The organism is Actinoplanes sp. NPDC004185 (assembly GCF_053603475.1).
The window spans coordinates 13,617-31,120 of sequence record NZ_JBSGFR010000024.1; the positions used below are offsets into that span (position 1 = coordinate 13,617).

Here is a 17,504-nt window from a genome sequence, read left to right on the forward strand (position 1 = left end):
GGGACGGCCCGGCCGTGCTGCTCATCCACGGCGGCGGCGAGGACGCGGCCCTGCTGGACGCCCAGGCCGAGGCGATCGCGGTGCGCGGCTTCCGGGTCGTCTGGTACGACCGACGCGGCACCGGGGGCAGCACCCGCGACTGCTGGCCCGGCGGTGGGGCCGATCAGCACGCCGATGACGCGGCGCGGCTGCTGGGCGAGGGTGAGCGCGGCCGGTGCCACGGTGCTCGGCTTCAGCTCGGGTGGCACGGTCGCGCTGGCCCTGGCCGCCCGGCATCCCGGGACGGTGGGTGAGGTGATCGCCTGGGAGCCGGCCGCGCTCGGTGTGCTGCCGGACGGGCCGCAGCTGCAGGCGGCGATCAACGCGCCCGGGGAGGCGTACCTGACCGAGCATCCCGGCGACTGGGTGGGCGCGTTCCACGTGGTGCTGGACGTGCTGTCGGAGGGCCGCGCCGATCATTCGGCCCCGCAGGTCGTGGCGATGGCGGCCAACGCCGAGGCGATGCTGCGCGACGACGCGCACTTCATCGTCGGCCGGGGGTTCGGGCCCGGCGAACTGCCCGCCGAGCTGGTCACCGTCGCGGTCGGCGAGAAGCCGGATCCGCTGCACGGCGCGATCGCCGCCGCCGTCGCCGGGCTCGTCGGCCAGGAGCCCGTGGTGGTCAAGGGCGCGGGCGACCATGAGGTCTACCTCGCCCAGCCCGGGATCCTGGCCGACTGGCTGGCCCTCCGGCGGCGGGCCTAGGCGGCGTCCGGGCCGCGGCGGCGCAGGTCCTCGACCTTGGTCATGGCGTCGCGCAGCTCGGTGAGCCACTCCTCGGTGTGCTCGCCGACCAGCTTGACGCACCAGGCCAGCGCCTCGGAGCGGCTGCGGGCCACGCCGGCGTCGACCAGGGTGTCCAGCACCTGCCGCTCGGGCTGGCGCAACCGGGTCATCACCGGGGCGGAGAGGTGGGTGAACAGCTCCTCGGTGTCGCCGCAGCGCACACCCCAGCTGACCTTGCGCTGGTAGCGGTGCTCGACCTGGAGGGCGACCTTGATCCGGCCGTCGCGGGTGTCCTCGCGGAACTGGTGGATCCGCCCGGACTGCGCGGCGGAACGGTCGGCGTCGGTGGCGTCGGCGCCCAGGTCGGGCGTGGGCACCCGGCCCCAGATGATGATCTCGTCACGGTCGACGACGACCTGGGGTGGCTCGGTGAACCAGCCGTCGGGCGTTGCCCCGGTGATCCAGGCGGCAGCGTCATCGGCGGCTGGTGGCTCGGTGCGGGCCCCGGAGGGTGGACGGAAACGCATGGGAACCTCCAAGCGAAGCGATGATTACATGCTTACACCGTTGCTTCCCTTGCGCCAGGAAACGCGTTCAGCTCTCAGAGGACAAAGGCATCGGTCCACAGCTGGCGCGAGCGCCCGGACAGCGCGTCCATCAGCGCGACGGCCTGGCTGTCGGTCAGGGCCGCCACGAAGTCGACCACCGCGCGGCCGCGGGCCCGGTAGATCCGGTCCGGGGTCCCCTCCGGCAGCTCCGCCTCAGCCAGCTCCACCAGGTCCCGGATCCGCCGGGGGAGGCGCTCGGTCTCGTCCGGGTCGGCCAGCCAGGCCAGCAGGGCCTCGACCAGCGAGCCCAGCAGCCGGGCCTGGCCCCGCTGGTGCAGCGCCAGGTCCGGGCGGGCCAGCACGAACCTGTTCTGCACGAACTTGAGCACCTGGACCTCGTGCCACTGGGCCGGGGCCAGCAGGACGTGCCCCGACCGCACGGCCGGCGTGTCGGACACCTCGATCGACTCGACCAGGCGCCGGGTCCAGTTCGCCGAGAAGGCGGCGACCTGCGCCTCCGCGTCCAGCGAGCCGTCGAACGCCTCGGCCAGCAGGCCGTCCACCAGCTCGGCGCGGACATGCTCCACCGCCGCGGCGAACGCCTCGTCGTCGCTGATCCAGCTGTCCTTGCGGTGCAGCTGGCGGCGCAGCGCCTCGATCGAGCTGCCCGGGCGGCGCTGGGCGTCGGTCAGGTCCTCGTCCGGGGCCTCCCGGAACGACGAGCGCTGCCACGCCATCAGCTCGGCCGCCACCGAGCCCTGCTGGAGCACTCCGACCCGGTGCACGTCCTCGAGGTCGTGGATCGCGTACGCGATGTCGTCGGCCGTGTCCATCACCGAGGCCTCGGCGGTCTGCTGCCAGTCGGCGACCCGCCCGGCGAACGGCAGCCGGGCCTGCACCATGTCCTCGACCTCGGTGGAGTACGCGCCGAACTTCAGCGAGCCGCCGTCCGGGTCGTCCGGTGGCGCCGCCGCACCGCGCGGCGGCGGATCCATGAACCGGGGATGCGGCACCGGGTGGGTCCGGCGGGTCCACGGGTACTTGAGGATCGCCGCGCGGGTGGCGGCCGTGAGGTTGAGCCCGATGGTGGCCTGGCCGCGGATCTCGGTGCTGGTGACGATCCGGTACGACTGGGCGTTGCCCTCGAAGCCGTCGCGCAGTCCCAGCCGCTGCCGGGCGAGCTGGTCCAGCACCCGCTCGCCGAGGTGGCCGAACGGCGGGTGCCCCAGGTCGTGCGCGAGCGCCGCGGCCTCGACCACGTCGGGATCGCAGCCGCCGAGCTTGTCCAGCACGTCGGCGTAGCGGGGGTCCGCGGCCAGGCGTTCCGCGATCGCCCGGCCCACCTGGGCCACCTTCAGGCTGTGCGTGAGCCGGTTGTGCACCAGCAGGCCGGCGCCGCCGGGGCTGATCACCTGGGTCACGCCGCCGAGGCGGGCGAAGAACGGCGAGCTGACGATCCGGTCCCGGTCGACGCGAAAGGGGCTGGTGGCGAGGTCGCCGGGGGCGACGAGGCTGTCGCCGAAGAGGCGCCGGGCGCGTGGATCGTCCATGCGCCCGACGCTAACGCACCGGATTACCGGGACTGGAGCGCATCCAGGGCGACGGACATCGCGGCGACCAGCCGGCGGTCCAGCTGCGGGTCGTGGATCGTGACGACATACTTGTCGCGCAGGCCCCATTTCTTGAGCACAGAGAACGCCGGGCGGTCGTTCAGCAGGAACTCGAAGTGGTACGGCAGCCAGGACAGCGAGTCGACGAAGCGGCGCAGGATCGCGACGGTCAGGTTCGTCTCCCGGCCGATCATCTCGCCGTAGCCGGGCTGCTCCAGGTGCCACGTCGAGCGCAGCAGGGATTCCTTGAAGTTCTTCCGGAACAGGCCGATAGGACTACCGGAGGCGTCCGTGATGTCGTAGGTGGCGCCGAGGTCGAGGACCTGACGGGCCTTGAAACCGAGGACGGGAGTGGTCTTGGTGTCGTCGGTGTAGAGAGTCACCTGCTCCTTGAACGCCATCCGCTTCTGCTGGGCGAACGCGAGGATGCCGGCCTCCGACCCGTCGGGGGCGACGGCGTGGACCTCGTACTGGTTGACCATCAAGCGGACGCGCTGACGCACGATGAGCTGCTGCTGGGTCTGAAGGGTGTCGACAGTCACGGCGGCAGTGTGACATATCAGCGCTTTGCTGAGGAGATCCACAGCACGACGGTGGCGCCGGGTGCCCGTGGGCGGTCAGACTTGCAGCCGGACAGAACTGACACGGAGGATCTCGTATGGCGAAACAGGCAGACGGCCGTCGGGGGCGCACCGGGGCATTGGTGGCCCTGGCACTGGGGGCCGCTGCGGCCTGGGCCGCTCGTGACATCCCCGCGCAGATCGGCGGCCGCAAGATCGGGGCCCGGGCCGACGGCGAGCGCGGCGAGCGGTACTCCCGTTCCCCGCAGTTCTCCGACGGCAAGTTCCGCAACACGGTGCCGGCGACCATGGTGACCGCGGGCTCGATGCCCCGGATCCTGGCCGCGACGCTGACCGACCGCGACCGCCGGCACCCGAGCCGGCCGATCCCGGTGCTGCGCCCCGAGTTCGGCGGCGACCCGGGCGGGCTGCACGTCACCTGGTTCGGCCACTCGTCGGCGCTGATCGAGATCGAGGGCCGCCGGGTCCTGCTCGACCCGGTGTGGAGCGAGCGCTGCTCCCCGTCCCGGCTGACCGGCCCGAAACGGCTGCACGAGCCCCCGCTGGCGCTGCGCGAGCTGCCGCCGATCGACGCGGTGCTGATCTCCCACGACCACTACGACCACCTCGACATGGACTCCATCCGCAACCTGGTGGACCTGCAGGCGGCGCCGTTCCTGGTGCCGCTGGGCGTCGGTGCGCACCTGGAGCGCTGGGGCGTGCCGGCCACCCGGATCATCGAGCTGGACTGGGACGAGCGGGCGACCGTAGCCGGCATCGAGTTCATCGCGACCGCCGCGCGGCACTTCTCCGGCCGCGGCTTCAGCCGCGACGAGACCCTGTGGTCGTCCTGGGTGATCGCCGGCCCCACCCGCAAGGCGTTCTACTCCGGCGACACCGGCTACTTCCCGGGCTTCGCGCGGATCGGCGAGGAGCACGGCCCGTTCGACGTGACGCTGGTGCAGATCGGCGCCTACGGTGATGCCTGGCCGGACATCCACATGGTGCCCGAGGACGGCGTCGCCACCCACGTGGACGTGCGGGGCGGTCTCATGATCCCGGTGCACTGGGGCACGTTCAACCTGGCGCTGCACGACTGGCCGGAGCCGGCCGACCGCACCTGGCGCGAGGCCAAGGCGCGCGACGTGCGGCTGGCGGTCCCGCGCCCGGGCGAGCGGGTGGACGTCGACAACCCGCCGGCCGTCGACGGCTGGTGGCAAGCTCTTTAAAGGCAGAAATTCCATGTCGTAGGTCCGTGCGTGGTGCTGACCGTCGCTCCCGCCGATTGCCGGCTGATTGCATGGTGAGAACCCGCCGCCCGCCCGGGCGGCGGGTTCTTTTTGCGCCTTGGCCTTAGGTAATAGGTATTAGCGTCTTGACCGGCGGGCGCGGAGCGACTGACGATGTCACTCAACCGCAACTAATGCGTATTACCTTCGTCACCGAGGGGAACAGATCGTGACTGTGACGCGGAGGCGCGTGACGCAGCAGGACATCGCCAGGATGACCGGGGTCAGCCAGGCCACCGTCTCACTGGTGCTCAACGGACGGGACGACGCCGACGTCCGGATCGCCCCCGAGACCCGGGAACGGGTGCTGCAGGCCATTCGCAGCACCGGCTATGTCGCCGACCCGATCGCCCGCCGCCTCGCCGCCCGGCACAACCGGATCCTCGGCGTCTTCACCTACGAGTCGGTCTTCCCGGCCGGGCTCGGCGACTTCTACCACCCGTTCCTGGCCGGGATCGAGGAGTGCGCGGAGCGGGTCGGCTGCGATCTGCTGCTGCTCACCAGCGCGCCGGTGATCGACGGCCGGCGCCGGATCTTCCACCAGGACAACCGGCTGCGGCTCGCCGACGGGTGCGTGCTGCTGGGCCGCTCGCTGGACCCGGCCGAACTGGCCCGGCTGCTCGCCGAGGGCCAGCCCTTCGTCAGCGTCGGGCGCCGCGACGACGCCGGTGGTCCGGTGCCGTACGTGGGAGCCGACTACCCGGGCGCCACGGCGGCCCAGGTGCGCGCCGCTGTCGCGCTCGGGCACCGGCGGCTCGCCTACGTGGGTGAGGGCGCCGGTCCGGAATCGCACGCCGACCGGCTGCGCGGCTTCAACGCCGCGGTGACCGAGACCGGGGTCAACGGCCGTCACCTGGCCATCGCCGGTTCCTCGCCCGCGGTCGCTCAGACCGATGTGGACGGCCGGCGCCAGGCCGTCGCTGGGGTCTCGGCGGGGGCGGTGCTGGACGCGATCCTCGCCGACGGGCGTACCTGTGTGTTCGTCGAGGAGTTCGCCGACGGGGTGGTGCTCGCCCAGCTCGCCGCCGAGCGCGGTCTGCGCGTACCCGGGGACCTGTCCTTCGTGGCCCTGGGCGACCCGACCCGGCCGGCGGCGACCGACATCGACTTCACCGGCTACCGGATACCGCGCCGGGAGATGGGCTGGCAGGCGGTGGAGGTGCTGGCTGCCATGCTGGAGGGGACCACCGCGGTGACCCAGCGGATCCTGCCCTGCGAGCCGGTGGCCGGCGCGACCCTGGCGGCGGTGGCCCATGCGTGAACTGCGCGCCGACGTCGTCGTCATCGGCGGCGGGCTCGGCGGGGTCGCGGCCGCGCTCGGCGCCCTGCGGGCCGGGCGGTCGGTGCTGCTGACCGAGGAGTACGAGTGGCTCGGCGGTCAGCTGACCAGCCAGGCTGTGCCGCCCGACGAGCACAGCTGGGTCGAGCAGTTCGGCGTGACGGCGAGCTACCGGGCGCTGCGGGACGGCATCCGGGAGTACTACCGGCGGCACTACCCGCTGACCGAGCGGGCGCGGCGTACCCCGGATCTCAATCCCGGCGCCGGGCACGTGAGCCGGCTGTGCCACGAGCCGCGGGTCGCCGTCGCGGTCATCGAGGCGATGCTGGCGCCGTACCGTGGGTCGGGTCTGCTCCAGGTCCTGATGGGTTTTGTGCCCGTCGCGGCGGAGACCGACGCTGACCGGGTCACCGCGGTCACGGTCCGCGGGCCGGGCGAGGAGCTGGTGCTCAGCGGTCCGTACATTCTGGACGCGACCGAGACCGGCGAGCTGCTGCCGCTCACCGGCACCGAGTACGTCACCGGCTTCGAGTCGCAGGCCGAGACCGGGGAACCGAACGCGCCCGATATCGCCGACCCGGGCAACATGCAGGCGTTCTCGGTCTGCTTCGCGATCGACCACGTGGACGGCGACCACACCATCGACCGGCCCGCGGCGTACGACTTCTGGCGCGACTACCAGCCGGCGTTCTGGGGCGCGAAGATGCTCTCCTGGCAGACGCCGAACCCGCGCACGCTGGCCACCTCCACCCGGTCGTTCACCCCGAACCCGGACGACGACCCGTGGCTGGTCCAGGCCGACCAGCGGGTCAACCCCGGCGACGGCAACCTGTGGACGTTCCGGCGCATCGCCGCCCGGCGCACCTTCACCGACGGTTCCTACCCCAGCGACATCTGTCTGGTGAACTGGCCGATGATCGACTACTTCGAGGCGCCGATCATCGACGTGCCGGACGCCGCCCACCACGTGCAGCGGGCGCGGGAGCTGTCCTCCAGCGTCCTCTACTGGCTGCAGACCGAGGCGCCGCGCCCGGACGGCGGCACCGGCTGGCCCGGGCTGCGGCTGCGCGGCGACGTCACCGGCAGCGCCGACGGGCTGGCCCAGGCGCCGTACATCCGCGAGTCCCGGCGTATCCGGGCCGAGTACACGATCGTCGAGCAGGACCTGTCGCTGGCCGTACGCGGCGACAAGGGCGCGGTCCCGCACGCGGATTCGATCGGCGTCGGCATGTACCGCATCGACCTGCACCCGTCCACCGGCGGCGACACCTACATCGATGTGGGCTCGTGCCCGTTCGAGATCCCGCTCGGCGCGCTCATCCCGCGGCGCGTGGAGAACCTGCTGCCCGCCGGCAAGAACATCGGCACCACCCACATCACCAACGGATCCCACCGCCTGCACCCCGTCGAGTGGAACGTCGGCGAGGTCGCCGGCATCCTCGCCGACTTCTGCCTGGCCCGCGCGGTCACCCCGCGCGCGGTCCGCAACACCCCGGCCCTGCTGGCCGACTTTCGCCAACGCCTGACCGCCGACGGCGTCGAGCTGCGCTGGCCCGACATCAGCGGTTACTGAGGAAGGACCCCGACCGATGAAAGCAAGGGCACTCATAGCGGCAACGGTTCTGCTCGGCGGACTCGCGGCGTGTGGCAGCGACTCCACCTCGGACGGTCCGCTCACCCTCCGGATGACCACCTGGTCCGCCAACGAGGCACACGTCAAGCTCTTCACCGAGATCGCCGCCGACTACAAGACCACCCATCCCGACGTCACCGTGCAGTTCGACGCGCTGCCGTTCGAGAACTACACGACCACGCTGACCACCCAGATCGCCGGTGGCAACGCCCCCGACCTGGCCTGGATCCTGGAGGGGTCGGCGCCCGACTTCGTCTCGTCGGGGGCCCTCGCGCCGCTGGACGGAAAGGTCGAGAAGGAGTCTGATCTGGCTCCGGCGGCCACCGCGCTGTGGCAGGCGGACGGCAAGCTTGTCGCGTACCCGTTCTCGACCTCGCCGTTCGGGGTCTTCGTCAACACCGACCTGGTCAAGGACCTGCCGGCCGGGGACAAATGGACGTGGGAGAACGCGATGGCGGCCGCCGCCGGCGCGGCGAAGGCCAGCGGCAAGCAGGGGCTCGTCGTGCGGGACTTCGACTACAAGGCGTGGGACAACCTGGCCAGCATCTTCCACGGCTGGGGCGCCGAGGCGTGGAGCGCCGACGGCAGGACGTGCGGTTTCAACCAGCAGCCGATGGTCGACGCGATGACCTTCATCCACAAGGCGATCTTCACCGACCAGGCGATGCCCGGCCCCGGCGTCGCCGCCGACTTCTTCGCCGGTGAGTCGGCGATGACGATCACCCAGATCTCCCGGGCCTCCCTGCTCAAGGAGGCGAGGTTCAAGTGGACCCTGGTGCCGCTGCCGGCCGGCCCCAAGGGCGGGTACGCGGTCATCGGCCAGGGCGGGCTCGGGGTGCTGAAGAAGGGAAAGAACGCCGAAGCGGCCGCCGACTTCCTGGCGTTCTTCACCAACGAGGCCAACTCGGCCAAGCTGGCCCAGTTCTTCCCGCCGCCGCGCCGCTCGCAGCTCACCGCAGCCACCCTGGCCAAGTCCAACCCGCTGCTCAAGCCCGAACAGCTCCAGGAGGTCGTCATCGACGGCATCTCCACCGGCGTGGTCAAGCCCAGCCACCGCGACAGCGCCGAGATCGGCCAGGCGGTCCGCTCCGCGCTGGACCCGCTGTGGAAGGCCGACGCCCAGGTCAAGCCGGTGCTGGACGGGGTCTGCGCGGCGATCCAGCCCCTCCTGGCGAAATGAGCACTCTCACGGCGGTGCGGTCCTCGGCCGAGGAGACCCGGCCGAGGCCCGCGTACTGGACGACCCGGCGGCGGGACCGGCTCACCGGTTACCTGTTCATCGCGCCGCAGCTGCTCGGCACGGTCGTCTTCGTGCTCGTCCCGCTGGCGCTGGTCGGGTGGTACAGCCTGCACGAGTGGAACGTGCTGGCCGACACCTTCGACTTCGTCGGCGCGGACAACTACCAGCGGCTGCTCGACGATCCGAAGCTGCCGTCGGTGCTGCGGGCCACACTGCTCTTCTCGGCCGGCCTGGTGCTGCTCAATCTCGCGCTGGCGTTGCTGCTCGCCGTGCTGCTGAACCAGAAACTGCGCGGCACCACCGTCTTCCGGGTGCTGTTCTTCTCCCCGGTGGTGGTGTCGCTGGTCGCCTGGACCATCGTGTGGCACTTCATGCTGCAGTCCAACGGCGGCATCAACGGGCTGCTCGACACCATCGGTGTCCAGGGGCCGAACTGGCTGCGTTCCGGCGGCACGGCCATGGCGGCGGTGGTCGTGGTGCAGGTCTTCAAGAACGTCGGCCTGAACATGGTGCTGTTCCTGGCCGCGCTGCAGGGGGTGCCGCAGGACCTCTACGAGGCTGCCCGGGTCGACGGGGCCGGCCGGTGGACGGCGTTCCGGCGGATCACCCTGCCGCTGATCAGCCCGACGATCCTGCTCACCTCGATCATCACGGTGGTCGGCTCGTTGCAGGTCTTCGCCCAGATCGCTGTGCTCACCCAGGGCGGGCCGGGCACGTCCACCACGGTGCTCGTCTACTACCTGTACCAGCAGGCGTTCCAGTTCCACACCTTCGGCTACGGCGCGACGCTGTCGGTGCTGCTCTTCCTCATCGTCCTGCTGCTCACCGTCGTGCAGTGGCACCTGCGCAAGAGGTGGGTCTTCCATGAGCAATAGGGCCAAGGTCGCGCTGTACGCCGTCCTGCTGGTGCTCTGTGTCCCGTTCGTCTTCCCGACCTGGTGGATGGTGACGTCGTCGCTGAAGCCGAACGCGGAGATCTTCGCCTTCCCGCCGCGGCTGTGGCCCGGTGACCCGTCGCTCGAGGCGTGGGGCGACGTGTTCACCCTGCAGCCGTTCGCCCAGCAGTACTGGAACAGCGCGTACATCGCGGTGGTGGTCACGGTGGGCACGCTGGTGGTGGCGTCGATGGCCGGTTACGCGTTCGCCCGGATCCGTTTCCCCGGCCAGAACGCCTTGTTCCTGGTGGTGCTGACCGGGCTGCTCATCCCCGGCGAGGTGACGATCGTCCCGCTGTTCCGGATGTTCAACGGTCTCGGGATGATCGACACCCACTGGCCGCTGATCCTCGTACCGATCTTCGGTGCGCCGTGCGTGCTGGCGACCTTCATCATGCGGCAGTTCTTCATCACGCTGCCGGCCGAGCTGGAGGAAGCGGCCCGGATGGACGGCCTGGGCCGCCCGGCGATCTTCCGCCGCATCGCGCTGCCCCTGGCCAAGCCGGCCCTGGGGGCGGTCGCCATCTTCACCTTCCTGCACAGCTGGAACCTCTACCTGGAACCGATCGTGTACCTCTCCAGCAAGCAGAAGTTCACCCTGCCGCAGGCGCTGACCCAGTTCACCGACGTCTACCAGGGACCACTGTGGAACGTGCAGCTGTCCGCGGCCTCGATGACGGCGATCCCGGTGCTGATCGTCTTCGTGATCGCCCAGCGCCAGTTCATCGAGGGACTCGCCCACACGGGCCTCAAGGGCTGAGCCTCAGTCGTCGTACCAGGAACCGGCGGCGGCCCGGACCGTCCAGTCGCCGCCGGGCAGAGGGATGGTCAGGGTCACGTCGTCGGCGGTGACGTCCAGGACCGGCCGGCCGGTGAGAGTCAGGCCGTCCGGGGTGATGCTCAGCGGGGTGCAGTCCAGCGGCTCGCTGAGCACGATCACCAGGATGGTGTCCCGGTCGCCGCGCCGGGCGTCGAGGTGGATCACGGTCTCGCCGGACCCGGCCGTGACATCCACGAACCGCAGCCGGCCGCCGGTGAAGTCCAGCCCGGCCGGCAACCGCCCGGCGGTGCCGACCGTGATCCTGCTTGGAGCTGCTGGTACGGCGGCGCCGGGCAGCTCGGGCACGTCGAGCGGCAGATGCCGGCCGACGATCCGCAGCAAGGCTCGGGCCTGGTTGTCCTCGGTCTCCAGCATCATGCGGACCTGCCGCGCCGCCCAGCGGGCCCGCAGCGCCGTCGGGGTCACGCGGAAGAGCTGAGCGTTGAGCCCGCCGCAGAGTGTGCCCGCCGCTCCCAGCTCCCAGCGCCGGAGCAGACCGGCGTAGCGCATACGGCGCAACTGCCCCATGATCGAGAGCTGCAGGATGCCCAGCACGTCGGCACCGCGGGCGGCGAGCTCGGGCAGTTCGGGCGCGTTCTCGCGGACGCCTTCCATCGAGGCTCGAGCTGCCGCCGGCTCGGACCGGTGCGGGTCGGCGGGACACCAGCGGAAATCCCGGCCCGCGAAGCGCAGCGCCGTGCCGGACGCCGGAACGTCGAGGCTGACCTCTTCCGACGTGGTCACGACGGTTGGCTGTCCCCCCAGCCGCACCGGACCGTGCGGGATCACCGCGGACGTCAGCTCACCGACGTGGAAGTGCAGAGCCGGCGAGACCGGACTGTCCGCAGGCAACGTGGGCGCGACCGGGCCGTCCGCGGGATATCGCCGGCTGCCCGCGGCGAGCTCGAACGCCCCGCTGATCCGCTGCAGATCCCGGCCGCGCACGTCGATCCGGGCGCCGGCGAGAGTGCCGCCGTTCAGGTCGTAGTCCGCGCGAATCACTTCGGCGGCCTCGGCGGTCAACGGCTGCGACACCGGGGTGAGCCTGCCCTCCTGGCTCGGCGACGGCCGGTGGTCGCGCTCCGGACCGAGCAGGACGACCGGATCGTGTCCGAGACCGTCGAGATGATCGGCCATCCACCGCCGATGCTCGTCCCCGGCCGCGAACCCGAGCCGCCGCCACACGGCCCGCGCCGCGGAACGGCGGGTCCACGGGGGAGCAGTCCCCGCGGCCACGGCGGGCAGCAGATGGTTGTCCCACAGGTCGAACTGACCGATGAGGAACTCCCGGTCGAGCGACCGGGGACGCTCGGCCGCCGCGGCCACGTCGGCGTACGTGCGATCCAGCAGCAAGCCGAGAGCGGCGGCCTCGTCAGCCCGCCCGGTCCACATCATGGAGGCACTCTGCCAGGTCCGGCAGCACCGGGCCAGAGATCGGCATACCCGACATGCCCGGGTTTTCCCCACGCACGGACCTGGCAGGGTGAGGGTGGCCGTTCATGAGCCGCCAGGCGATTGGCCGCCCTCGCCCGGTCTCGGCGGGAGCGACGGTCAGCACCAGGCAACCAGGCACGACATCGCCTTGATCTTTGCTCTGGTTCGGCTCTGGGCCGACTTCGCCCGGGCGGTGTCAATGGCCGGCGTCGTAGGCTGCGGCCGCGAAGGTCAGGATCAGGAAGAGTGCACCGAGGACCAGCGGCCTGGTGTGTCCCCAGGCGATCTTGCGTTTGGCCGGCAGGTCGCGCTTGACCGAGCGGACGTCGCGCCAGGCGGCGTGGGCCCGGCCGATGCGGTAGCCGATGACGATGACGGTGGCGGCGGTCATGATCGTTGCGACGCTCACTGCGGAACTCTGGTGGTAAGGCATTGCCGACCCCCTGGAGATGCGTAGCGGTGCCCGACGCCACCCAGTGTGGGGTCGCGGCACCGCCACGGACCAGCGGATTAATCGGCCTTAAGAGCGATGAAGCAGATTTAACGGTACGGAGGGCGACATACGTTTTCTGTCGCTTATCCGATCCGCTCTTCCGGGACACAGACCTTGACGGCGGCCGGGGCGACCTCCACGCGGATCTTCTTGACCGCTTCCCGGGCCCCACCGTCCAGCTCGTACATCAGCGGACTCTTCAGCTTGACGTCGATGCGCCGGGCCCGGGTCATGTGCACGAACGGCGAGTCCTCGGAGCGGCCCACGGCCATCCGGCCCATCGTGCGCGCCCACTGCGTCGCGCCGCGGGCCGTCGCGACGCCGACGTCCAGCCAGCCGTCGTCCGGCTTCGCGTCGTCGAAGGCCTTGATCCCGCCGGTCACTGTGCTGACGTTGCCGACCAGGACGCAGCTGGCGTCGTCCGCGAACCACGGGGTGCCGTCCACCTTGATCGTCGCCTTGGGGGCCTCGCTGTTGAGGTGGCGCAGGCCGGTGTAGACGTACGAGAGCTTGCCGAGCCGGTCCTTCAGCTTGCCGTCCGCGTCCTGGATCATGGCGCCGTCGAAGCCGATGCCGGCCATCACCGCGAAGTGCTCGCCGTTGAGCACCCCCAGGTCCAGCTGGTGCCGCCGGCCGTGGAAGGCGATCCGGACCGCCTCGGCCAGGTCGTGCGGCACGCCGAGGTTGGTGGCCAGCAGGTTCGCCGTGCCGGCCGGGATGATGCCGACCGGGACCTTGGCGCCGCCCTTGGTGCGGGCGACGGTGTCCAGGCTGCGCTGCACCATGCCGTCCCCGCCCCACACCAGCAGCAGATCCGGCTTCTTGGCGAGGGCCTGCCGGACCTGCTTGGGCGCCTTGCGGCTCTTGGGCACCTCGTGCCAGTCGAGCTCGTCGACACCCTCGTCGGTGATGAGCCGGCGCAGCTCGTCGAGCCCGCCGCCGAGAGTTTTGCGCCGGTGGGCGACCACGGCGACTTTCCGGGGAGTCCGCATGGCACCGGCGTTTACCCGATGCCATGCATTCCTACGCCCCTGCCGGTGGGCCCGGCTCCGGACGGGCCCTCAGCTCCCGCGGATCATCTGGATCACGTGGTGGACGATGGCCACCACTGAGGCCAGGACCGATCCGACGGCGGGGAGCAGACGAAGAACGGACCCGGGCCGGGTCCGCTTCGTCGCGATCATTGTGCGGGTGACGCCTCGGCGATGGGGCGTCAGGCGTTGCGCCTCGCGGCGCGCGAGCCGGTGCTCGACGCTGCGGGGCCGGGGTCGATTCCGACGTGCCATCGGGCCGCTCCCTCCCGAACGAGCGGCACGACGATGCCCCTTTTGGCTGCGTCTGGCCGCTATATCACCAGCATGAGGCATGGCGGACCGCAGCACAAGACATATGGATGATAGCTAATTCGCAACCTGCTACCTGGCACCTCAAGAGGGAGGGGCGGCCGCAGTGGCCGCCCCTGCTCCCGCACTCCGGGTCCTCAGTGCACGCTCTCGCGCATGCGCTGCTCGGCGGCCGCGCTGCGAATGACCATCAGCCGCAGCTCCAGCTCGTCCGACACCATCGACGCCAGGTGCTCCAGGGCGGTCAGCTGCCGCTGCGTCACCTCGCGGGGACGGTTGTCGATCACGTTGACGGTGCCCAGCCGGTAGCCGTCGTGGGTGCGGATCGGGGCCGCGGCGTAGAAGCGCAGGCCCAGCTCACCGCGCACCAGCGGGTGCTCCAGCGTGCGCGGGTCGACCGCGGCATTGTTGATCACGTAGACGTCGTCCTGGGCGATGACCGAGGCGCACAGCCCCGGCTCCTTGCCGACCTCGCGGACGCCGGTCAGGCCCTGGCACGCGGCCAGCCAGACCCGGTCCTGCTCCACCAGGGACACCGTCGCGATGGGAGCGTCGAAGATAGCGCCGGCCACGAAGGCGATCCGGTCGTACGCGTCCTCGACCGGCTGGTCCACCAGCCGGTAGCGGCGCACGGCCTCCAGCCGGCGCTGCTCCTCGGAATCGACGCTGTCAAGATATTCATAGGCGTTGCCCGATACCGGGCTGCTGTTCGTCATGGGGACCCACCTCACGCAATGATCGCTCGCGGTCACTGAGAGCCTAGTGAAACCACGCAGGTCATTCGCAATGGGCGCACCCGCCAAAATGGCCACGATGATCGCGGCGAGCGCGAATGTCGCACAAATTGTCAGGCGCGGTCAGTCCTCGTCGTCCTCCTCGGTCCGCGGCAGCGCGCGCAGCCGGACCCGGGTGATCGCCCGGCCGGTCACCTCGACCACCTCGGCGGTGAACTGCGGCAGGGTCACCACCTCACCCGGCTCGGTCGGGATGTGCCCGAGCACCGCCAGCACCATGCCGGCGACGGTCGTGTAGTCGCCCTCGTCGCCCGCGTTGTCGAAGCCGATGTCGGGCAGGTCGTGGATCGGGAACGACCCCGGCATCAGCAGCGCGCCGTCCGCCTCCTTGACCACCGACTGCACGTCCCGGTCGGTCTCGTCGTAGATCTCCCCGACGATCTCCTCGACCAGGTCCTCCATGGTGATGATGCCGTCGATGGCGCCCCGCTCGTCGACCACGAGGGCGATCTGCTGACGCTCCGAACGCATCTGGCGCAGCGCGTCGGAGACCCGCAGCGTCTCCGGCAGGAACAACCCCGGCCGGGCCACCGCGTCGACCGGCCCCTGCGCGCCCACCAGGTCCCGCAGGTGCACGACGCCGAAGACGTCGTCCAGCCCGGCCGGCCCGACCACCGGCGCGCGGGAGTGCCCGCCGGCGATGAGCTGGCTCAACGCCTCGGGGGCGGCCAGCCCGGTCGCGAGGGTCAGCACGTCGCGGCGGGGCACCAGGATCTCCCGCAGGATCCGGTCGGCGATCTCGAACGCGCCGCTGATGATGGTCCGCTGCTCGATCGAGAAGTCCTGCTGCGCCGCGACCATGTCGCGGATCTCCTCGGTGCTGACCTCCTCGCGCTGCGCCGACGGGTCACCGCCGGCCAGCCGGACCAGCAGGTTGGTCGCGACGCTGAGCAGCCAGACCGCGGGCCGGGAGATCGTCGACAGGATGTCCAGCGGGCGCGCCACCAGCAGCGCCCAGCCCTCGGTGCGCTGCATGGCGATCCGCTTCGGCGCCAGCTCACCGATCACCAGCGTGACGAAGGTCAGCACGATGGTGACGATCACGATGGCGGCCGGCTCGGCGGCCGAACCGAGGAAGCCCAGCGGCTCGACGAGCGGCCGGGACAACGAGACCGCGGCGGCCGCCGACGCCAGGAAGCCGGCCAGCGTGATGCCGATCTGAATGGTGGCCAGGAACCTGTTCGGATCCCGGGTCAGCCGGCCCAGCACCCGGCCGCGCCGCGAGGCCCGTTCCAGCTTGTGCACCTGGCTGTCACGCAACGACACCAGAGCCATCTCGCTACCGGAGAAGGCCGCGTTGACCAGCACCAGCACCAGCACGAGCAAGACCTGCCCGCCTATGCCATCCACGACAGTTTCAGCCCCTCAGGCGTACGGATCACGAGCCCCACAGGCTATAGACACTCGGTTACCGCCGCGCGGCGGCAGGCAGGAAAAACAGTTCAAACCCGCTTTTCCAGGTACGTGACCCCGACCGGCGCTGCCCCCGGCCCCCAGCCGGACTCGACGTACCCGAGGCCGCGGTACAGCCGCAGGTTGGCCTCGCTGGTGGCGCCGGTGAACAGCTCGAAGCGGTCGACCCGGCCGGCCAGCGCCTCCTCGACGGCAGTCGTCAGGCGCCGCCCGAGCCCGTGCCCTTGCAGGTCGGGAGCCACCGCGAGGCGGCCGATGTGCCCGGTGCGGCCGGCCACGCGGGCGCGTACCGACCCGACCAGCCGGTGCCCCAGCCGGGCCACGAGCACCACCGTGTCCGGATCGGCGAGCACGGCCCGCACCTCGTCCAGGGTCTCGGTCAGCGGCGGCAGCGTGAAGGAGTTGTTCAGCGCGCCCTCGGCCAGGAAAGCGGCCCGCTGCACGGTGAGCACCTCACCGGCGTCCGCCGGGCCGGCTGCCGCGATGGTGACCTCCATCAGCTGACCTCGTCGGCCCAGACGCGCCAGTCGTCCAGCACGCCGAACAACTCGGGCGTCAACCAGCCCGGCGCGGACCGCTGGAAGACACCGGGCTCCATCCCCCCGGCGCCGTCCGGCAACGCGCCGACCAGGTGCGGAACCAGCTCGGTCAGGTTGGCCCAGTGCACCAGCTCCGGCTCCGCGGGCCACGCACCCAGCACCACCTTGGCCGGCACCCCCCGGCGATCCAGCGCCTCCAGCGTCAGAGCGGTGTGGTTGAGCGTGCCCAGACCGGCCCGGGACACCACGATCGTCCGGCCACCGAGCGTCGTGGCGAGATCGGCGACCGTCCAGGCCTCACCCGAAGGACGGACTCCCATCGGCACCAGCAGACCGCCGGCCCCCTCGACGAGCACCAGGTCGTGCTTGTCCGCCTCGGCCCGGACCGCGTCCACCACCTCGTAGAGCTCCAGGGGCTCCATCCCGGCGACCTTCGCGGCGGCGAGCGGGGCCAGCGGCTCGGGATAGGACGCCAAGGTGCGTGCGGTGTGCGGATGGGCGAGCCGGGTGATCAGGTCGATGTCGGTGGGCCCGCCGCCGGCGGTGCCGGTCTGGCCCGGCTTGACCACGGCCACCCGCAGGCCGGCGGCCTGGGCGGCGGCCGCGATGGCCGAGGTGACGATGGTCTTGCCGACGTCGGTGTCCGTGCCGGTGACCAGGACGATGCCGCGCCACTCGCCGGCCTCGGCCGGGCGGGCGGCGGAGCGGGTGGCCGGCTCGGGCTCGGCCATGACGGTGGCCTGGATCGTCTCGGGGGAGAGATCGGCGTCGTCGGGAGAGGCGGGGCCTACGCCGGGCGAGACGGGCAC

The 17,504-nt window shown here is 71.2% G+C and carries 18 protein-coding genes; 8 read left to right on the plus strand and 10 right to left on the minus strand.

What is annotated here, in order from left to right; all coding sequences use genetic code 11:
• Nucleotides 1–14: 14 nt before the first annotated feature.
• On the plus strand, nt 15–293 hold the full coding sequence (locus ACWEOZ_RS24110) for an alpha/beta fold hydrolase (RefSeq protein WP_451912932.1): 279 nt from the start codon (nt 15–17) through the stop codon (nt 291–293).
• Nucleotides 202–744, plus strand: a complete 543-nt coding sequence (locus tag ACWEOZ_RS24115) for a hypothetical protein (RefSeq protein WP_451913055.1) — start codon at nt 202–204, stop codon at nt 742–744. Before ACWEOZ_RS24110 ends, ACWEOZ_RS24115 begins: the two co-directional genes overlap by 92 nt.
• Here ACWEOZ_RS24115 and ACWEOZ_RS24120 read toward each other — a convergent pair.
• The 3 genes from ACWEOZ_RS24120 to ACWEOZ_RS24130 all read right to left on the minus strand — a co-directional run bounded on the left by ACWEOZ_RS24120 (nt 741) and on the right by ACWEOZ_RS24130 (nt 3,465).
• Complete coding sequence (locus tag ACWEOZ_RS24120) at nt 741–1,292, minus strand: hypothetical protein (RefSeq protein WP_433721303.1); 552 nt, start codon at nt 1,290–1,292, stop codon at nt 741–743. The genes ACWEOZ_RS24115 and ACWEOZ_RS24120 overlap by 4 nt on opposite strands.
• Before the next feature lie 74 nt (nt 1,293–1,366).
• Nucleotides 1,367–2,863 (minus strand): deoxyguanosinetriphosphate triphosphohydrolase family protein, encoded by a 1,497-nt coding sequence (locus ACWEOZ_RS24125; RefSeq protein ID WP_451912933.1) that lies wholly within the window; start codon nt 2,861–2,863, stop codon nt 1,367–1,369.
• A gap of 23 nt (nt 2,864–2,886) precedes the next feature.
• Complete coding sequence (locus ACWEOZ_RS24130; protein ID WP_451912934.1) at nt 2,887–3,465, minus strand: hypothetical protein; 579 nt, start codon at nt 3,463–3,465, stop codon at nt 2,887–2,889.
• A gap of 116 nt (nt 3,466–3,581) precedes the next feature.
• Here ACWEOZ_RS24130 and ACWEOZ_RS24135 point away from each other — a divergent pair, with 116 nt between their 5' ends.
• The 6 genes from ACWEOZ_RS24135 to ACWEOZ_RS24160 all read left to right on the plus strand — a co-directional run bounded on the left by ACWEOZ_RS24135 (nt 3,582) and on the right by ACWEOZ_RS24160 (nt 10,619).
• Nucleotides 3,582–4,712 (plus strand): MBL fold metallo-hydrolase, encoded by a 1,131-nt coding sequence (locus ACWEOZ_RS24135; protein WP_451912935.1) that lies wholly within the window; start codon nt 3,582–3,584, stop codon nt 4,710–4,712.
• 250 nt (nt 4,713–4,962) lie between these two features.
• Nucleotides 4,963–6,033: a LacI family DNA-binding transcriptional regulator gene (locus ACWEOZ_RS24140; protein ID WP_451912936.1), complete on the plus strand. Its 1,071-nt coding sequence runs from the start codon at nt 4,963–4,965 to the stop codon at nt 6,031–6,033.
• On the plus strand, nt 6,026–7,624 hold the full coding sequence (locus ACWEOZ_RS24145; RefSeq protein WP_451912937.1) for an FAD-dependent oxidoreductase: 1,599 nt from the start codon (nt 6,026–6,028) through the stop codon (nt 7,622–7,624). The genes ACWEOZ_RS24140 and ACWEOZ_RS24145 overlap by 8 nt, the downstream gene beginning before the upstream one ends.
• A 112-nt stretch (nt 7,625–7,736) precedes the next feature.
• On the plus strand, nt 7,737–8,864 hold the full coding sequence (locus ACWEOZ_RS24150; protein WP_451912938.1) for an ABC transporter substrate-binding protein: 1,128 nt from the start codon (nt 7,737–7,739) through the stop codon (nt 8,862–8,864).
• Nucleotides 8,861–9,799 (plus strand): carbohydrate ABC transporter permease, encoded by a 939-nt coding sequence (locus ACWEOZ_RS24155; protein WP_451912939.1) that lies wholly within the window; start codon nt 8,861–8,863, stop codon nt 9,797–9,799. Before ACWEOZ_RS24150 ends, ACWEOZ_RS24155 begins: the two co-directional genes overlap by 4 nt.
• A complete protein-coding gene (locus ACWEOZ_RS24160; protein ID WP_451912940.1) occupies nt 9,789–10,619 on the plus strand; it encodes a carbohydrate ABC transporter permease in 831 nt (276 codons plus the stop codon). Before ACWEOZ_RS24155 ends, ACWEOZ_RS24160 begins: the two co-directional genes overlap by 11 nt.
• 3 nt (nt 10,620–10,622) lie before the next feature.
• Here ACWEOZ_RS24160 and ACWEOZ_RS24165 read toward each other — a convergent pair whose 3' ends face one another.
• The 7 genes from ACWEOZ_RS24165 to bioD form a co-directional block, all read right to left on the minus strand.
• The gene (locus tag ACWEOZ_RS24165) at nt 10,623–12,074 is read right to left on the minus strand and encodes a hypothetical protein (protein WP_451912941.1); all 1,452 of its coding nucleotides are present in this window, start codon (nt 12,072–12,074) and stop codon (nt 10,623–10,625) included.
• 235 nt (nt 12,075–12,309) lie between these two features.
• Nucleotides 12,310–12,522: a hypothetical protein gene (locus ACWEOZ_RS24170; RefSeq protein ID WP_451912942.1), complete on the minus strand. Its 213-nt coding sequence runs from the start codon at nt 12,520–12,522 to the stop codon at nt 12,310–12,312.
• Nucleotides 12,523–12,689: 167 nt separating this feature from the next.
• Nucleotides 12,690–13,598 carry a diacylglycerol/lipid kinase family protein gene (locus tag ACWEOZ_RS24175; RefSeq protein WP_451912943.1) on the minus strand — a complete coding sequence of 303 codons (909 nt, stop codon included), beginning with the start codon at nt 13,596–13,598 and terminating at the stop codon, nt 12,690–12,692.
• A 488-nt stretch (nt 13,599–14,086) separates the two neighbouring features.
• The gene (locus tag ACWEOZ_RS24180; protein ID WP_451912944.1) at nt 14,087–14,665 is read right to left on the minus strand and encodes a GAF domain-containing protein; all 579 of its coding nucleotides are present in this window, start codon (nt 14,663–14,665) and stop codon (nt 14,087–14,089) included.
• 141 nt (nt 14,666–14,806) lie between these two features.
• On the minus strand, nt 14,807–16,093 hold the full coding sequence (locus tag ACWEOZ_RS24185) for a hemolysin family protein (RefSeq protein WP_451912945.1): 1,287 nt from the start codon (nt 16,091–16,093) through the stop codon (nt 14,807–14,809).
• Between the two features lie 92 nt (nt 16,094–16,185).
• On the minus strand, nt 16,186–16,653 hold the full coding sequence (locus ACWEOZ_RS24190; protein ID WP_451912946.1) for a GNAT family N-acetyltransferase: 468 nt from the start codon (nt 16,651–16,653) through the stop codon (nt 16,186–16,188).
• Complete coding sequence (bioD, locus tag ACWEOZ_RS24195) at nt 16,653–17,426, minus strand: dethiobiotin synthase (protein WP_451913052.1); 774 nt, start codon at nt 17,424–17,426, stop codon at nt 16,653–16,655. Before bioD ends, ACWEOZ_RS24190 begins: the two co-directional genes overlap by 1 nt.
• Nucleotides 17,427–17,504 lie beyond the last annotated feature (78 nt).

What these genes read in the sequence shown, in the direction of transcription:
- ACWEOZ_RS24160 (WP_451912940.1), top strand. Translation starts at nt 9,789, where the DNA reads ATGAGCAATAGGGCCAAGGTCGCGCTGTACGCCGTCCTGCTGGTGCTC.
- ACWEOZ_RS24165 (WP_451912941.1), bottom strand. Translation starts at nt 12,074, where the DNA reads ATGATGTGGACCGGGCGGGCTGACGAGGCCGCCGCTCTCGGCTTGCTG.
- ACWEOZ_RS24150 (WP_451912938.1), top strand. Translation starts at nt 7,737, where the DNA reads ATGACCACCTGGTCCGCCAACGAGGCACACGTCAAGCTCTTCACCGAG.
- ACWEOZ_RS24180 (WP_451912944.1), bottom strand. Translation starts at nt 14,665, where the DNA reads ATGACGAACAGCAGCCCGGTATCGGGCAACGCCTATGAATATCTTGAC.
- ACWEOZ_RS24190 (WP_451912946.1), bottom strand. Translation starts at nt 16,653, where the DNA reads ATGGAGGTCACCATCGCGGCAGCCGGCCCGGCGGACGCCGGTGAGGTG.
- ACWEOZ_RS24155 (WP_451912939.1), top strand. Translation starts at nt 8,861, where the DNA reads ATGAGCACTCTCACGGCGGTGCGGTCCTCGGCCGAGGAGACCCGGCCG.
- bioD (WP_451913052.1), bottom strand. Translation starts at nt 17,426, where the DNA reads ATGGCCGAGCCCGAGCCGGCCACCCGCTCCGCCGCCCGCCCGGCCGAG.
- ACWEOZ_RS24145 (WP_451912937.1), top strand. Translation starts at nt 6,026, where the DNA reads ATGCGTGAACTGCGCGCCGACGTCGTCGTCATCGGCGGCGGGCTCGGC.
- ACWEOZ_RS24125 (WP_451912933.1), bottom strand. Translation starts at nt 2,863, where the DNA reads ATGGACGATCCACGCGCCCGGCGCCTCTTCGGCGACAGCCTCGTCGCC.
- ACWEOZ_RS24135 (WP_451912935.1), top strand. Translation starts at nt 3,582, where the DNA reads ATGGCGAAACAGGCAGACGGCCGTCGGGGGCGCACCGGGGCATTGGTG.
- ACWEOZ_RS24175 (WP_451912943.1), bottom strand. Translation starts at nt 13,598, where the DNA reads ATGCGGACTCCCCGGAAAGTCGCCGTGGTCGCCCACCGGCGCAAAACT.
- ACWEOZ_RS24120 (WP_433721303.1), bottom strand. Translation starts at nt 1,292, where the DNA reads ATGCGTTTCCGTCCACCCTCCGGGGCCCGCACCGAGCCACCAGCCGCC.